General features: G+C 72.3%; 15 protein-coding genes. 8 read left to right on the top strand and 7 right to left on the bottom strand.

Annotated features, from left to right (window positions below; all coding sequences use genetic code 11):
* Positions 1 to 128: 128 nt before the first annotated feature.
* A complete protein-coding gene (locus ACO0M4_RS09270) occupies positions 129 to 1,535 on the bottom strand; it encodes an NAD(P)/FAD-dependent oxidoreductase (protein WP_430369283.1) in 1,407 nt (468 codons plus the stop codon).
* A gap of 612 nt (positions 1,536 to 2,147) precedes the next feature.
* On the opposite strand from ACO0M4_RS09270, the gene ACO0M4_RS09265 reads away from it, so the two are divergent.
* The gene (locus ACO0M4_RS09265; protein WP_430369282.1) at positions 2,148 to 3,065 is read left to right on the top strand and encodes a carbohydrate kinase family protein; all 918 of its coding nucleotides are present in this window, start codon (positions 2,148 to 2,150) and stop codon (positions 3,063 to 3,065) included.
* Here the strand turns inward: ACO0M4_RS09265 and ACO0M4_RS09260 are convergent.
* Positions 3,041 to 4,171: a DUF6745 domain-containing protein gene (locus ACO0M4_RS09260; protein WP_430369281.1), complete on the bottom strand. Its 1,131-nt coding sequence runs from the start codon at positions 4,169 to 4,171 to the stop codon at positions 3,041 to 3,043. The genes ACO0M4_RS09265 and ACO0M4_RS09260 overlap by 25 nt on opposite strands.
* A gap of 134 nt (positions 4,172 to 4,305) precedes the next feature.
* Positions 4,306 to 4,632: a hypothetical protein gene (locus tag ACO0M4_RS09255; RefSeq protein ID WP_430369280.1), complete on the bottom strand. Its 327-nt coding sequence runs from the start codon at positions 4,630 to 4,632 to the stop codon at positions 4,306 to 4,308.
* 212 nt (positions 4,633 to 4,844) lie between these two features.
* Between ACO0M4_RS09255 and ACO0M4_RS09250 the strand changes: the two genes are divergently transcribed.
* The 5 genes from ACO0M4_RS09250 to ACO0M4_RS09230 all read left to right on the top strand — a co-directional run bounded on the left by ACO0M4_RS09250 (position 4,845) and on the right by ACO0M4_RS09230 (position 10,343).
* Positions 4,845 to 5,804 (top strand): STM4015 family protein, encoded by a 960-nt coding sequence (locus tag ACO0M4_RS09250; RefSeq protein WP_430369279.1) that lies wholly within the window; start codon positions 4,845 to 4,847, stop codon positions 5,802 to 5,804.
* A gap of 82 nt (positions 5,805 to 5,886) precedes the next feature.
* Complete coding sequence (locus ACO0M4_RS09245) at positions 5,887 to 7,053, top strand: STM4014 family protein (protein ID WP_430369278.1); 1,167 nt, start codon at positions 5,887 to 5,889, stop codon at positions 7,051 to 7,053.
* 61 nt (positions 7,054 to 7,114) lie between these two features.
* Entirely contained in the window at positions 7,115 to 7,921 is an 807-nt protein-coding gene (locus ACO0M4_RS09240) for an STM4013/SEN3800 family hydrolase (protein ID WP_430371316.1), read from the top strand.
* A complete protein-coding gene (locus tag ACO0M4_RS09235; RefSeq protein WP_430369277.1) occupies positions 7,918 to 9,300 on the top strand; it encodes an STM4012 family radical SAM protein in 1,383 nt (460 codons plus the stop codon). The genes ACO0M4_RS09240 and ACO0M4_RS09235 overlap by 4 nt, the downstream gene beginning before the upstream one ends.
* A gap of 11 nt (positions 9,301 to 9,311) precedes the next feature.
* The gene (locus ACO0M4_RS09230) at positions 9,312 to 10,343 is read left to right on the top strand and encodes an STM4011 family radical SAM protein (RefSeq protein WP_430369275.1); all 1,032 of its coding nucleotides are present in this window, start codon (positions 9,312 to 9,314) and stop codon (positions 10,341 to 10,343) included.
* Here the strand turns inward: ACO0M4_RS09230 and ACO0M4_RS09225 are convergent.
* Genes ACO0M4_RS09225 through ACO0M4_RS09215 form a run of 3 tightly spaced genes read right to left on the bottom strand, consistent with a single transcriptional unit; the run spans position 10,316 to position 12,366 of the window.
* The gene (locus ACO0M4_RS09225; protein ID WP_430369273.1) at positions 10,316 to 11,218 is read right to left on the bottom strand and encodes an SAM-dependent methyltransferase; all 903 of its coding nucleotides are present in this window, start codon (positions 11,216 to 11,218) and stop codon (positions 10,316 to 10,318) included. The two genes, ACO0M4_RS09230 and ACO0M4_RS09225, sit on opposite strands and share 28 nt — an antisense overlap.
* A gap of 10 nt (positions 11,219 to 11,228) precedes the next feature.
* Complete coding sequence (locus ACO0M4_RS09220) at positions 11,229 to 11,492, bottom strand: DUF397 domain-containing protein (protein ID WP_016571016.1); 264 nt, start codon at positions 11,490 to 11,492, stop codon at positions 11,229 to 11,231.
* A 7-nt stretch (positions 11,493 to 11,499) separates the two neighbouring features.
* Entirely contained in the window at positions 11,500 to 12,366 is an 867-nt protein-coding gene (locus ACO0M4_RS09215; RefSeq protein ID WP_430369271.1) for a helix-turn-helix domain-containing protein, read from the bottom strand.
* A 136-nt stretch (positions 12,367 to 12,502) separates the two neighbouring features.
* On the opposite strand from ACO0M4_RS09215, the gene ACO0M4_RS09210 reads away from it, so the two are divergent.
* Positions 12,503 to 12,964 (top strand): ATP-binding protein, encoded by a 462-nt coding sequence (locus ACO0M4_RS09210; protein ID WP_430369270.1) that lies wholly within the window; start codon positions 12,503 to 12,505, stop codon positions 12,962 to 12,964.
* 51 nt (positions 12,965 to 13,015) lie between these two features.
* Here the strand turns inward: ACO0M4_RS09210 and ACO0M4_RS09205 are convergent, their stop codons facing one another.
* A complete protein-coding gene (locus ACO0M4_RS09205; protein ID WP_430369268.1) occupies positions 13,016 to 13,816 on the bottom strand; it encodes an SGNH/GDSL hydrolase family protein in 801 nt (266 codons plus the stop codon).
* Positions 13,817 to 14,089: 273 nt separating this feature from the next.
* Between ACO0M4_RS09205 and ACO0M4_RS09200 the strand changes: the two genes are divergently transcribed.
* Complete coding sequence (locus ACO0M4_RS09200; protein WP_430369267.1) at positions 14,090 to 14,899, top strand: tyrosine-protein phosphatase; 810 nt, start codon at positions 14,090 to 14,092, stop codon at positions 14,897 to 14,899.
* The last annotated feature ends 17 nt before the right edge of the window (positions 14,900 to 14,916 follow it).

The following is a 14,916-nucleotide window of genomic DNA, read 5'->3' as shown; positions in this document are numbered from 1 at the left end:
ACGTGCCTCCGTTTTCCTTGCCGGCGTTTTCCTTGCCGCCGTCGCCGTTGCTGCCGCCAGTCGTCCCGCTCGAGGCCGGTGCGGGCCGGCCGTGCGGGGCCGGTCGCCGGGGCTTCCGCTCCGTGGTGTTATGCCGCCTCCACCGCGACGGGCGGGCGGGGCAGGCCCGGGCGGCGCGGCAGGAGGACGGTGCGCAGGAGGACGTGTGGGGCCATCAGGCGGGACGGTGGGGCGGTGAGGCAGAAGACGTCCCGGAAGGCGGCTCCGACGACGGGGTCGACGGCGGCGCGGGCCGACAGCCGGTCGAGGTACCACGTCGTCAACCGCTCGCCGAGGCCCGCCGTGGCGTCGGCCCCCCGCACATAGGGGCGGTCCGCGCCGACCGCGGCGATCCAGGCCGGATCCGCGGCCCGGCAGACCGCTCGCTGCGCCCGGGCGAGGACGCCGGGCCCCGGGCCACCGGCGGCGTCGAGGGTGTCCCGTAGGGCCGTCGCGCCGAGCGCGGCCACCGACATGCCCTGGCCGTAGACCGGGTTGAAGGTGCAGTTGGCATCCCCCAGGACCAGGAGACCGTCGGGGACCGCACCGGGGCGCTCGTAGTGCCGGCGGCGGTTGCAGGTGTCGCGGAAGCCGTGCACCGGCGAGATCGGTTCGGCGCGGGCGAGCAGTTCATGGACGTAGGGGTCGCCGATGGTGGCGCTGAACGCGGCGAACTCCGCCTCGTCGGTGGGCGGGTGGTGCCCGCGCACCCCCGACAGGGTCAACAGCCAGTTGCCGTCCTCCACGGGGATGTAGGCGGCGCCCCGCGGGCACTCCGGCCAGCCGGGGACGTTGATGCCGACCTCCGGTTCGCCGTCCTGGGCGGTGGGGCGGTACATCCGGGTGGCGTAGGCGAGACCGGAGTCGACGGTCTCCTCCTGCGGCGCCTCGCGGCCCAGTTCGGCGTACCACTGGGGCGTACGGGAGCCACGACCTGAGGCGTCGACGACCAGGTCGGCGGGGAGCGACCGGGCGGTCCCGGCGCTGCGGTCGCCGTTGCGGGCGCGGACCTTGACGCCGGTGACCCGCCGGGCGTCGCCGGTGAGACCGATGGCCTCGGTCGCCTCCAGGACCTCGACGCGGGTAGCCGGGCCGGCGGTGGCGCGCAGGGCCCGCTCGCGGACGACGGCGTCCAGGACCGGTCGGGTGACGCTGAGCGTGGGATGCCGGCGCTCGTCGAAACGGCGCTGCCAGCCGGTGGGCGTACGGGTGACCAGGTCGCGCGGCAGATACAGGCTGCGGGCCCCGGCCTCGGTGAGCGCGGTGACCGTACCGGGCAGCAGCCGGTCCAGGGCGCGCTGTCCACCGCTGAGGAAGATGTGCAGGTGGTGGGCTTGCGGGACGCCCTTGCGGAAGGTGCGATCGGCCGGGTAGCGGTCCCGTTCGATCACCGTGATCGCGTCGACGTGGCCCCGCAGGGCGGTGACGGCGAGCATCCCGGCGAGTCCGCCGCCGATCACGATCGCGGTCCGCCCGCGCCCAGTGTGCTCCGCCATGCGTACCCCTTCTCCCCCGCGGCCGGCGCGTCCACCGACGGGTGGTCGCGCCGGTGACCGGGACCTGATCACTGGTGCGCCTCAGCCTCAGCGCCCGGCACGCCCATGTCAACGCCCCGTTCCCCACCGTGACCGTTCCTCCGACAAGGCGACCGGGCGCCACCCCTTCCGGCCGGTCTCTCTGCTCCCATCCCTGCCCCCACAGCCGCTATGCCTGCTCCTTCGCCTGCTCATCTACCGGCTCATCTGCCTGCTCCCGTAGCTGCTCCGCTCCCTGGTCTGCTTCGCGCCCCTCCCCGTGCGCTTTCTCCTCACGTCCCCGCTCTGCTTTCTGACGGCTGGTCGGGAGTGACCCGGTCCTCGCCCGTTCACCGCCGGGCTCCGAGCCTGAGCGGCGACTTCTCCGGTGCCGTTCCGCTCTCGCGTCACGCCAGTCCCTAACATCCCGATATGAGGCGAGTGTGCGTCTAGACTCCCGACGGCGGGCGCACCGCGGCCGCGGCCGCTCCCACCAGCACGGGACTCGTCTCACCAGCAAGGGATTCAGGGACGCTTGTGACCTTCCAGCAGGTATCTGAGCCATATGACGTACTCGTCGTCGGCGGATCGGGCGTGGACACCATCGTGCGGGTCGGCGCACTGCCCGTACCGTCCGCCGACAGCCATGCGGTACCGCCCATCCGCGAATGGGCCGGGCACACCGGTACCGGTGTCGCGCTCGGCTGCGCGGCGCTGGGACTCGCCACCGGATTCGTGGACTTCCTCGGCGACGACCCGCCGGGCGCGCTGGTCCGTGAGCGGCTGGCCGACAGCGGCGTCGACTTCCGCCCGCTGATCTCCCCGCACGGAACCCGCCGGGCGATCAACCTCGTCTCGCCCGACGGCCGCCGGATGTCCTTCTACGACGCCCGCGACCCGCTCGATCTGCGGATGCCGCCCGAGCACTACCTCCCCCTCCTGCGCCGCACCCGCCACGTCCACCTGTCGATCAGCCACTTCGCCCGCTACCTCTACGACGACATCGAGGCGCTGGGCATCCCCATCTCCACGGACCTGCACGACTGGGACGGCCTGACTGAGCACCACCGCGCCTTCGCGTTCCGCTCGGACCTGGTCTTCCTCAGTACGGCGGGAGCCGGCGAGCGGATCGGCCAGATCATGCGGGAGATCATCCGCGAGGGGCGTGCCAAGGCGGTGATCGCCACCGCCGGCGCGGGCGGCGCCTATCTCCTCACGCCCGACGACCGCACCCCGCGGCTGGTGCCGGCCGCCGTACCGTCCGCCCCGGTCGTGGACAGCAACGGTGCCGGTGACGCCTTCACCTGCGGCTTCCTCTACGGCCGGCTGTCGGGCGAGGACCTGGAGGAGTGCGCCCGGCTCGGTGCCGTGGCCGGTGCCCACGCCTGTACGGCGGCCGGCACCCACACCGCGCTGGCCGGGCCGGACGACCTCCGGGCCGCCGTCACCCCGCCGCCGCCTCCGCCCCCGATTCCCGCCGCCGAGGCTCAGGTCTCCAGCACCGGGGCATAGCTCTCCTCGGCGAGCCCGAAGGTCCAGGCGACGCCTTGCCGCGCCGTCCGCGTCCGCGGCGGCACCCGCAGCCAATACGTGCGATGGGTGCCGTCCGGCTCGGGCGAGGAGTTGACCACCTCGACCATCACCACCGGCTCGTCGTCGGGCAGGTCGATGCGCCACAGCACGCCCGTCTCGTCGCGGTCCAACGGCCGCGCCCCGGACTCCGCCAGGTAGCGGTCGTAGCCGTAGAACTCCAGCATGATGCGGCGGAGTTCGGCGTTCCCTTCCGCGCGGATCCGCTGTGGGGTGAGGCCCCCGAGCTCGTCCAGAAAGGTGGCCGGGACCGGCATGCCCCGCCAGGCGTGCAGCGCGAAGCCGTCGGGGAAGGCCAGCGCCGCGCCGTCGGCGCGATCCAGCCGCCCCGCCTCGTCACGGTGCAACTCGGTGGGCCGTTCGGCGACGAGCGCGACCTTCTCGTACGGCCACCACCAGCCGGCGCTGCGGGCCACCGCGGCGAGCCCGGCCAGCCGCCCGTCCGCCGTGCCGAACGCGGCCAGCCAGGGCGCGTCGTGCTGTCCGTGCACCGCGTCCAGCAGCGCCAGCCGCACCGCGCCCTGCTCCTCCGGCGCCCCCGCCAGTTCCGCGACGACCCCGGTCGCTATCCGCTCGGCCAGCGTCCGGGTGGTGTCCCACAGCCGGCCGCCGGTGCGCTGCCAGTGCTCGCTCCAGGCGGCCCGTCCCACCGCGGCGTGCCACGCGTCCCGTTCGGCCGCCCAGGGCCGGCTGCGGACGGTGTCGCGGACGCTCGCGCCCAATTCGCCCGGCGACGCCGCGAGCACCCGGGCGACCGCTTCCCTGGGCGACGCCACCCATTCCACGCGCTCCGGTTCGTCGAGTCCGGCCAGCCGGTAGGCAAGCCGCACCCCGGCCTCGGCGGCGACCCGATCCGCTGCGCCCGTGACGGTCACGACCCGGCGCCACTCCTCGGTCTCGGCGACCGCCGCGGACACCACCGCCGCACGGGCCGCGCCCACGGCCGCGTCCAACGGCACCGCCGCTTCGGCCACTTCCGCAAATTCCGTCACTTCGGCCGTCTGCGTCGCCTCTGCCATGCCTGTCATGCCTGTCACGCCTGCCATGTCCAACGCCCCGTTCTCCCCGTGATCCCCGTTCTCGCGCTCGCAGCCGCTCCGTATGCCACTGCCGCTGCCGCTCCGTACTCCGCTGCGCGCCCCGCCGCGTACGGTGACCGGACCTAGTCCGCCACCAGTCGCACCGACCCCGGCACGTACTCTCGCTGGCGGACCACGCGGTACCAGCCCTTCGGGAGCGAGATCGCGGCGTGCTCCTCGTGGACCACCCGGCCGCCGTCCGGCAGGTGCAGCAGCATCGGGCCCCAGTCCCCCGCCACCCGCCGGAGCACCCCGGGACCGACCACCGCATGGGCGTGGCCGGTGACTTCGCCGAGCGCCAGCACCATCCGCCCGCGGGCGTCGCGTGGTTCGTCCGGCAGCCCTTCCGTACGCTCCGGCAGCGCCCCTTCCGCGACCGGCACGATCAGTACATCTCCCTGTCGGTACACGATCATTGCTCCCTTCGTCCGCTCTCGTCCGCTCTCGTCCGTCCCGACATCCGACCCGCCGCACAGCGGTCGTGCCGCACGCCGCGAGTTGTTAAAAACGTTAGGGGGTGGGTCTGACAATCGGCGCTGAGCTGCGGAAACGCCTGGGCCGCGGCGGGCGGGAGGCGGGGGCTCGGGCGGCGTTGTCAGTGCCGGTTGGTAGGAATGTCGGCATGAGCGTTCACGAGTTCATCGAAGAGTTCGACGGGCTGCCCGTCTTCACTTTCCCGGAGTCAGCCGACGCCCCGGACCCGCTCCCCGAGGCCGGCGCGGTCGCCTGGCGGCTCGCCCACGATCCGTACGGCGACGGCGAGGACAACAGCTTCGAGGAGCTCTGGAAGCGCTTCGTCAAGGCCGTGGACCTGTCGGGGGTGCGCGCGCTGATCATCGGTCAGTGGGGCGAGGCATACGACGACACCTCCGAGGTCGTCGTCTCGGCCATCGTGGCTGCCAAGGACCGGTTCACCGACCTGCGGGCCGTCTTCCTCGGCGAGATCGCCCAGGAGGAGTCGGAGATCTCCTGGATCCAGCAGTCCGACGTGTCCCCGCTGCTCACCGCCTTTCCCGCACTGGAGGTGCTCACCGTGCGCGGCGGCACGGAGCTGGAATTCCCGGCCGTGCGTCATGAGGCGCTGCGGGAGCTGCGGTTGGAGTCCGGTGGGCTGCCGGCCGAGGTGGTCCGGGGGGTCTGTGGGAGCGACCTCCCGGCCCTGGAGTCGTTGGTCCTCTGGCTCGGGGTGCCGGAGTACGGCGGGGACTACGAGATGGGCGACCTGGCCGGGGTGCTGTCCGGCGCCCGCTTCCCCCGGCTGCGTCACCTGGGGTTGCAGAACAGCGAGATCCAGGACGAGATCGCCACCGCCGTCGCCGCGGCTCCGGTCGTCGCGGGCCTGGAGAGCCTGGACCTGTCGATGGGCACGCTCACCGACACCGGTGCGGAGGCGCTGCTCGTCGGCCAGCCGCTCACCCACCTCAAGAAGCTCGACCTGGAGCACCACTTCCTCACCGCCGCGATGGCCGAGCGGCTGCGCACGACGCTGACGCAGCAGGGCGTCGAGGTGGTCATAGGCAAGAGCGAGACGACGGAGCAGGACGACGACCGGGTCTGGCGGTACGCCGCGGTGACCGAGTAGCCCGCGCCGCCGCCACGACCGACCCGAGACCGGACCGGCCCTCCCCAGGGCCCGCCGGACCACCCACCGCCCGGAGGCACCCATGCACACCGCCGACCGACCCGGCACCGCGGGCCCGCCCCGCTTCGCCGTGGTCGGCAATCCCGAGAACCGTCGGGTGACGCTCTTCACCGAGGCGGTCCGCGCCGCGGGGCTCCCCACGCCGCGGCTGCTGGCCTGGGCCGAAGTGCTGTGCACGGGCGCGGAGTTCGCACCGGGCGAGATCGTGCGGATCGACTCACCGGGGGAGAACGCCGAGGTCGAGCGGCTGCTGCGGGGGGCAGCCGATCCGACCGCGGTCGAGGGCACCGCCCGGTGGTACGCCCGTTTCACCGAGGCGGTGCGCGCGGTCGCCCGGGCCGCCTCGGCGGGCGGGGCCGTCCTGCTGGACGATCCGGGCGAGTTGGCGGTGCTCTTCGACAAGCGGCGGTGCCACGGGGTGCTGCGGGCCGCCGGGGTGCCGGTGCCGGACTCGCCGACGTCAGGCCCGGCCGCGCCGGCGTTCGGCGGCTGGGCCGAGGTCCGGGCGCTGTTGGAGTCGGCCGGTCTGCGGCGGGCCTTCCTCAAGCCGGCGCACGGCTCCTCGGCGTCCGGTGTGGTGGCCTTGGAGAGCGACGGCCGGGGTCGGCTGCGTGCCACCACCTCGGTCGAACTGACCGGGGACGGGCGCCTGTTCAACTCCCTGCGGGTGCGCCGCTACGACGGCGAGCCGCAGATCGCGGCCATCGTGGACGCGCTGGCCCCGGACGGCCTGCATATCGAGCGGTGGTATCCCAAGGCGGCGCAGCACGGCCGGGTGGCCGATCTGCGGGTGGTGGTCGTGGCCGGCCGGGCGACCCACGCCGTGGTGCGGACCAGCCGTTCCCCGATGACCAACCTCCATCTGGGCGGGGTGCGCGGCGACCTCGATGCCGCGCGGGCGGCCATCGAGGCATCGGGGGCCCGCTGGTCCGATGCCCTCGCGGTCTGCGAGGCGGCCGCCGCGTGCTTCCCGCGCACCCTGTGCGTGGGCGTGGACCTGCTGCCGGCGGCGGGCTGGCGACGGTTCGCGGTGGGTGAGGTGAACGCCTTCGGGGATCTGCTGCCCCGACTGACCGGCCTGCCCGGCGGTGGTGCCGAGGGCCTGGACACCTACGGCGCGCAGGTCGCCGCCGTATGCCGAACGCATGGAAAGAACGGAAAGAACGGAACGTCTCGTGCACGCCCCTGAAACCACCCACCGGACCCCGGAAACGGCGGTCGCCCCCGAGGGGGTGCCCGCCGGGCCCGACATGACCGCGATCGTGGGCAGCCACGACCTGCTGCTGGTCACCCTCGACACGCTGCGCTACGACGTCGCGCAGGAGCTCGCCGAGGCCGGCCGGATCCCGCATCTGGCCCGCCATCTGCCCGGTGGCCGGTGGGAGCGCCGGCACGCTCCTGGCAGCTTCACCTACGCCTCCCACCAGGCGATCTTCGCCGGTTTCCTGCCGACGCCGGCCTTCCCCGGACCGCATCCGCGGTTGTTCGCGGCGCGGTTCGCCGGCAGCGAGACCACCGCGCCCGGCACCTGGGTGTTCGACGCCCCCGACCTGGTCTCCGGGCTGGCCGCGGTGGGCTACCGCACGGTGTGCATCGGCGGGGTGGGGTTCTTCAACCGGCAGGCGGCGCTGGGGTCGGTGCTCCCCGGGCTGTTCCAGGAGGCGCACTGGGAGCCGGAGTTCGGCGTCGCCTCGCCCACTTCGTTCGAGGCCCAGGTGCGTCGGGCCGAGGAGGTCGTCGCCGGGCTGCCGGCCGAGCAGCGGCTCTTCCTGTTCGTGAACGTCTCGGCGCTGCACCAGCCGAACTGGTTCCACCTGCCGGGTGCCACCCGGGAGGCAGGCGACAGCCGTGCCACGCACGCCGCCGCCCTGGAATATGTCGACCGGCACATCGGCCGGCTCTTCGCCTCGGCCGCCGGCCGCCGCCCGTGCTTCGCCATCGTCTGCTCCGACCACGGCACGACCTACGGCGACGACGGCTATACGGGCCACCGCCTCGGCCACGAGGCCGTATGGACCGTCCCCTACGCCCAGTTCACGATCGAGGCCGCCCAATGACCCGCACCCCGCTCCCCCTGCTGTCCCCGGCCCCCGCCGCGGCCCCCGTCGCGCCGTACGAGAGCTACGTCTACGCCTACCCCCACAAGACGGCGTACCGCCGGCTGCCGGACCGCCCGGCGCTGCGCGAGCTGTGGGCGGCCGAGCCACAGCACGCCCTCTCGCTCTACCTCCACATACCGTTCTGCGAGGTGCGGTGCGGCTTCTGCAACCTCTTCACCCGGATCGGTGCCCCGGGCGAGCTGACCACGGCGTATCTGGACGCCCTGGAACGGCAGGCGAGGGCCGTCCGCGCGGCGCTCGGCCCGGACGCCCGCTTCGCGGCCGCGGCGTTCGGCGGTGGCACTCCGACGTTCCTCGACGCCGGGGAGCTGTCGCGGCTGTGCGACATAGCGGAGCGGCGGATGGGTGCGGACCTGCGGACGGTGCCGCTGTCGGTCGAGACGTCGCCGTCGACCGCCACCGCGGACCGGTTGGCGGTGCTCGCCGAGCGGGGGGCGACCCGGATCAGCATCGGTGTGCAGAGCTTCGTCGAGGAGGAGGCGCGGGCGGCGGTCCGTCCGCAGGACCCGGCGGAGGTGACGGCGGCACTGGACCGCATACGGGAGTCGGGCGTTCCGGTGCTCAACATCGATCTGATCTACGGGATCGACGGGCAGACGGAGCGCAGCTGGCAGCGGTCGCTGGACGCCGCGCTGCGCTGGCGCCCCGAGGAGCTGTATCTGTACCCGCTGTACGTGCGACCGCTGACGGGGCTGGGCCGCAAGGAGCGCACCGGCCCCGACCCGGAGTGGGACGCCCAGCGGCTGCGGCTGTACCGCCACGGCCGGGACCACCTCCTCGCCGCGGGATACGAACAGGTCTCCATGCGGATGTTCCGCCGTCCGACGGCCGGTCCCGACGCCACCCTAGGCGCGGACGGCGACCACGCCTGCCAGACCGACGGCATGATCGGCCTGGGCTGCGGTGCCCGCTCGTACACCTCGGCGCTGCACTACTCCTTCGACTACGCGGTCGGGATGACGCAGATCCGCTCGCTCATCGACGACTACGCCTCCCGCCCCGCCGCGGACTTCGCGCACGCCGAGTTCGGCTGGCGGATGACCGGTGACGAGCCGCGCCGCCGCCACCTCTTGCAGTCGGTCCCCCAGGCGGCGGGCATGCCGGTGGCGGAATACCGGGCCCGCTTCGGCAGTGCGCCGGCGGACGACTTCCCGATGGAGCTTGCGGCGTTCGCCGAGCGCGGCTGGTTGGACGGGACGGCCGGCCCGGACCTGCTGCGGCTGTCCCCCGAGGGGTTGGCGCACTCCGACGCCCTGGGCCCGCTGCTGTTCTCCCCCGGCGTCCGGTCCCAGATGGCCGCCTACGACCTCAAGTGAACGGCCGTGCAATGGACTTGACGCTTCTGTACCGCGGGCCACTGGCGTCCTGCGACTACGACTGCCCCTACTGCCCGTTCGCCAAGCGACGGGACAGCCGCGAGCAGCTGCGTGCCGACCGGGCCGCGCTGGACCGCTTCACCACCTGGGCCGCGCACCAGACGGGCGACCGGTTGTCGGTGCTCTTCACCCCGTGGGGCGAGGGCCTGGTCCGCTCCTGGTACCGGCGCGCCCTCGTCGAGCTGAGCCGGCTCCCGCACGTGCGCCGGGTGGCGATCCAGACGAACCTCAGCTGCCGCACGGACTGGCTCGCCGGGGCCGACCTCGACACCCTCGCCCTGTGGTGCACCTACCACCCGGGCCAGACGCCCACCGCGCGTTTCCTGTCGAAGACCCGGGAGTTGGCAGACCGCGGCGTCCGCTTCAGCGTGGGCGTCGTCGGCTTCCCCGAGCACCTCGAAGCCGCCCGCAGGCTCCGCGCGGACCTTCCCGAGGGGGTCTACCTCTGGATCAACGCCGCGGAGGGCCGTACGTACACGGAAGCCGAGGCCGCCGACTGGACGGCGCTGGATCCCCTCTTCCCGTACAGCCGGCAGCCGCACCGCAGCGCCGGACTCCCCTGCCGGACGGGCGAGTCGGTGCTGTCGGTGGACGGTGACGGCACGGTGCGGCGCTGTCATTTCGTCCGGGCCAAGCTGGGCAATCTCTACGACGGCAGCTTCCGGGCTGCGCTCCGCCCGCGCCCCTGCCCGCTGACCGTCTGCGACTGCCACATCGGCTACGTCCATCTGGAGACGCTGCCGCTGTACGACGTCTTCGCGGGCGGCGTACTGGAGCGGATCCCCGCCCCGGGGCAACTCCCCGCCCCCGGGCATCACTCCGTGCCCGTGGAACTCTCCGCGCCCGTGGAGCTCTCCCTCCCCGGGCGGCTCCCCGCACCCGGTCGGACTCCCACACCGGATCGGCCCCGTACTGCGGGGGCGCCGGCGTCCGACCGTGCCGGGGTACCGCGGGTTCACTCCTTGCGGCCCACCACTCCGTAGAAGATGGTGTCGTTGAGCTCCTTCGGTCCGGGCACGGGCCCGTCCGGTCGCCACAGCGGCACGCGTACGATCCCCGGTTCCAGCGGGGTGAACGGCCCGAGGAGGGCCGCGAACTCGTCCTTGGTGCGGAGTGCAAGCGGGGTGGTGGCGCTCTTGTAGACCTCCTCCACATGGTCCCGGGCCGCCTCGTCGACCTTGCCTTCCGCATAGCCCTCGTACGGTTCGTACGTGCCGTGCGAGAGCACCAGGTGGCTGCCGGCCGGCAGTGCGGCGCCGAACGCGGCGAGCAGGGCGGCGGGGTTGTCGTCCTCGCCGAGGAAGTCCATCACGCCGCCGACCAGCAGCCCCACCGGGCGTTCGAAGTCGATCAGTTCGCGGACCACCGGGTCGTCCAGGACGGCCTGGGGATCGCGGATGTCCCCGAGGGCGAAGGCGGTGCCTGGGGCGTTGGCGAGCCGGGCCCGGGCGTGGGTCGCGACGATCGGGTCGCTGTCCACGTAGACCACCCGGGTCTCGGGTGCGGTCTCCCGGGCCACCTCGTGGGTGTTGGGCGAGGTGGGAATGCCGATGCCGAGGACGAGGAACTGGCGGATCCCGGACGCCACCACCGCGCGGACCGCGCGCTGGCGGAAGGCCCCGTTGGCGCGGACGCTGTCGCGCACCTGCGGGTGCAGTTCGATGACCCGGTCGGCAGCGACCCGGTCGACCTCGTAGTTGTCCCATCCGCCGAGGAAGTAGTCGTACATCCGGGCCGGATGCGGCCGGCTGGTGTCGATCTCCTCGGCGGAGAAGCCCAGATGGTCCGGCCCCGGCGGGTACGGCCCGATCTCCGGAACGCCGGCGTCCGCCTCGGGAGGGCTGTGCTGGTCGGTCATGGCCCCTCCCTCAGTGCGCCGAACACGGCGCGGCGGAGAGCAGGAAGTCGGCGTGGCCGGCCTTCGCGCCCTCGATGAAACTGACCATCTCGCGGTGGGTGTAGATCAGCGCGGGACCGTCCGGGTCGGTGGACTGGCGCAGTGCGACCCGGCCGTCCCGCAGGCGCATGGCCTCGACGCACTCGCCGCCGTTTCCGCCGCTCCACGGCTTGTGCCAGCCGTCGCTGCCCAGTTCATTGGCGGGCATGCCGTTGTAGATACGTATGCGATCCATGGGGGGTTCAGATCTCCTTGCGAAAGCCACCCAGAATGGCCTCGGTGGTGTGTGCCGGCGCGGCCTGCGCACACATCCGGTCCAGGGCCTCCAGGAACTGCGAGACGTCGTTGCGCTGGTCGAAGTACACGGCTCCGACGAGGCTTTCCGCGTACGCGATGTCCGGGAGCTCCGGGATCGGGAAGCGGAAGATGTGGAACGGCCCGTACATGGCTGGGTGCGGGCCCGCGGCGAAGGGCATCACCTGGAGCCGGACGTTCGGCATCGAGGTGGCGTCCATCAGCCGGGCGATCTGGTCGCGCATCACCTTGGGTCCGCCGATGGGCCGCCGCAGCACGGTCTCGTCCATGACCGACCAGAGCATCGGGGCGTTCTCGCGGGTCAACAGTGCCTGCCGCTCCATGCGCAGGGCCACGATGCGATCGATGTCGGCCGGGGCGGCGTGCGGCATTCCGGCGCGCAGCACGGCGGCGGCATAGTCCTCGGTCTGCAACAGGCCGGGGACGTAGTGCGGTTGGTAGGAGCGGATCAGGTTGGCTTCGCTCTCCAGGCTGACGAAGGCGCTGAACCACTCGGGGAGGACATCGCGGAAGCGGTGCCACCAGCCCGGGCGGTTGGCCTCGCGGGCCAGGGAGAGGAAGCCGTCGATCTCTTGTTGATCGGTGACGCCGTAGGTCGCCAACAGCTTCTCGACGTACGGGATCTTGAGGCCGACCTCGGCCTTTTCCATCCGCCGTATCGTGGCGTGCGTCACGTCCAGCGCGGCCGCGGCCCGCTCGAAGGAGAGCCCCGCCCTCTCCCGCAGGTCCTGCAGTCGCTTGCCGAGCACTACCCGCAGGACGGTCGGTGCACCTGCAGACCGTGGGTCCGCCACGTCCGATCCCCTCCAACCAGCTTCAGTGTTCAGCAGTGTGTCATGCCGTCATCAGCTCGAACAGACTGCACTTTCAATTCTGCAAATTACAGACTGATCCTTGCCAACGGTGACCAACATCGCACATAGTTATGTCGTGGCTTCCTACAAAAACGCTCCGTCGTTAGGGCGATGCGGCGGCTTCCTCGCCCCGAGCCCTCAGGACGCGTTCCACTTGCCGGCGCGGCGCACGTCCGTGCCCGAGGCACGCAGGCGCGTCAGCACGCTGCTGCGCGAGTGGGACGCTGCTCAACAGGTCCGCGACGACGTGGAGTTGGTGGTCACCGAGCTGTTCACCAACGCGGTGCGGCACACCGACAGCGAAAAGGTCGGCTGCGAGATCGCGGTGGTCGGCGCGCACATACGCATAGAGATCACCGACGAGGGCGGTCCGGGCCTCTCCGCGCCGCACGCCCAACCCGGCACCCTCGACCAGGAGGGCGGGCGCGGACTCTTCCTGGTCGGCGCGCTCTCCGACAGTTGGGGCACCCGGCCCGGCGACAGCGGCCAGGGCCAGGTCGTCTGGGCGGACCTTCCGTACCGCACCGCAACGCACTGAAGGCCCCGCGCCGCCACGGGGGCGGACACGGGGCCTTGCGCGCCGGAAGTGTTACAGCGGCAGCAGGTCGGGCCGCTTGGGCTCGACGTGATCACCGGAGGAGACCCCGCGCAGTCGGCGGCCGATCCACGGCACCAGGTGCTCGCGCGCCCAGTGGACGTTGTCCCGCCGGGCCTCGGCGGCGGTCCGCTCGGTCTCCGGCGGCCACGGCTGGTCCGGGTCGGCCGGCACCGCAAGGCCCAGCACCTGCCCGGCCCGCAGCGCCACCCGGGTGTGGCCGTCGGCCGACAGGTGCAGCCGGTCCTGACTCCACGCCCGGCGGTCCTGGACGGACTTCAGCGACCACAGGTCGAGCACCGGGCAGTCGTGCCGGTCGGCGATGGCCCGCACGTGCGCGGTGTAGGTGGCGATCTTTCCCCGCAGATGCTTGAGGACCGGGACCCCGCGGGTGTCGAAACCGGTGCACAGCAGCACCGTCGGCACCGTCTCCCGCAGCGCGGCCACGGCCGCCTCGTAGCGCTCGGCCACCGCGTCCGGGTCCGAGCCCGGCCGCAGAATGTCATTGCCACCGGCACAGAACGTCACCAGCTCGGGGGCGAGCTGCTGCGCCCGGGGCACCTGCTCCTCAATGATCCGGTCCAGGAGCCGCCCGCGCACGGCGAGGTTCGCGTAGCGGAAGTCCCCCTCGTCCCGCTGGTCGGCGAGGAGGACCGCGAGCCGGTCCGCCCAACCGATGTACGCCCCGTCCGGACCGGGATCCCCGACCCCCTCGGTAAAGCTGTCCCCGACGGCTGCGTACGACCCGATGGCGCTTATCGCGCTCTTGCTTATGTTGTTCGAATCGTCTGCCACGTCAGGACATACTTCACGTTCCGAAGTGACCTACGCCACCGTAACCAGGGGTTGACGGGAGGTGATTAATGCCACCAAGTCAAATTCTGTCCAAGTCGGAATAATGAACGGTCACGGAGTGCTGCTCCAGGGCCGCGCATGGGGGATGATGCGCGCCGTTGCGACGATGTTGCGCGCCCTTGCCACCTGATTGCCTACGGCATCAATGTCGTATCGTCGAAGGAGCCCGCCTCGTCGACGAGTAGCGTCGGCGGCCGACCCCGAGGAGCGCCCGTGACGCAGCAGACGCCGCAGGTCCCCCAGTCCCAGCCCGAGCTCGCCGAGGTGCGCAACTTCCGCGACGTGGGCGGACTGCCGACCGTCGACGGGCGTCGCATCCGGCACGGTCGGCTCTACCGCAGTGGCCACCTGGCGCACGCCACCGAGGCGGACGCCGCGTTCCTCGCCGGCCTCGGGCTGCACACCATCTTCGACTTCCGCAACGCCTCCGACATCAAGCTCGAAGGCCCCGACGTCGCCCTCCCCGGTGTACGGAACGTCAATATCCCGCTCACCGATCCCGCCGACGGGGCGGAATTCTGGACGATGGTACGGGACGGCGAACTGGACCAGCTCCAGGTCATGCTCGGCGACGGCAAGGCCGCGGACCGCATGGCCCGCACCTACCGCGAGATCATCACCACCCGCACCGCCGACCACAGCCGGGTGCTGCACGCCCTCGCCGAGGACAGCGTGCCGGCGCTGATGCACTGTGCCGCCGGTAAGGACCGCGCGGGTCTGTCCATCGCGGTCACCCTGCTCGCGGTCGGCGTGGAGCGGGACGCCATCGAGGCGGACTACCTCCAGTCCAACGACCCCAGCCGGCGCTACAAAGTCCGCCGCTCGAACCACTCCGCGGCAGGCATGTCACCGGAGGTCATGGAGCTGCTGTCGCCGCTGTTCGGCGCGCACATCGACTACCTGGCGGCCGCCTTCGACTCGATCGACGAGACCTGGGGCTCGACCGAGACCTACCTCGTCGACGGCCTGAAGCTCTCGCCCGCCACCCGCGAGCGGCTGCGCGACCGACTGCTGACGGACTGACGTCCGCCCGGGGTGGG

This window comes from Streptomyces sp. RGM 3693, from assembly GCF_050471125.1.
In the GTDB taxonomy this organism is placed as follows: Bacteria; Actinomycetota; Actinomycetes; order Streptomycetales; family Streptomycetaceae; genus Streptomyces.
Note: the sequence above shows the minus strand (reverse complement) of the source record. Positions and strands in the feature narration are given on the sequence as shown.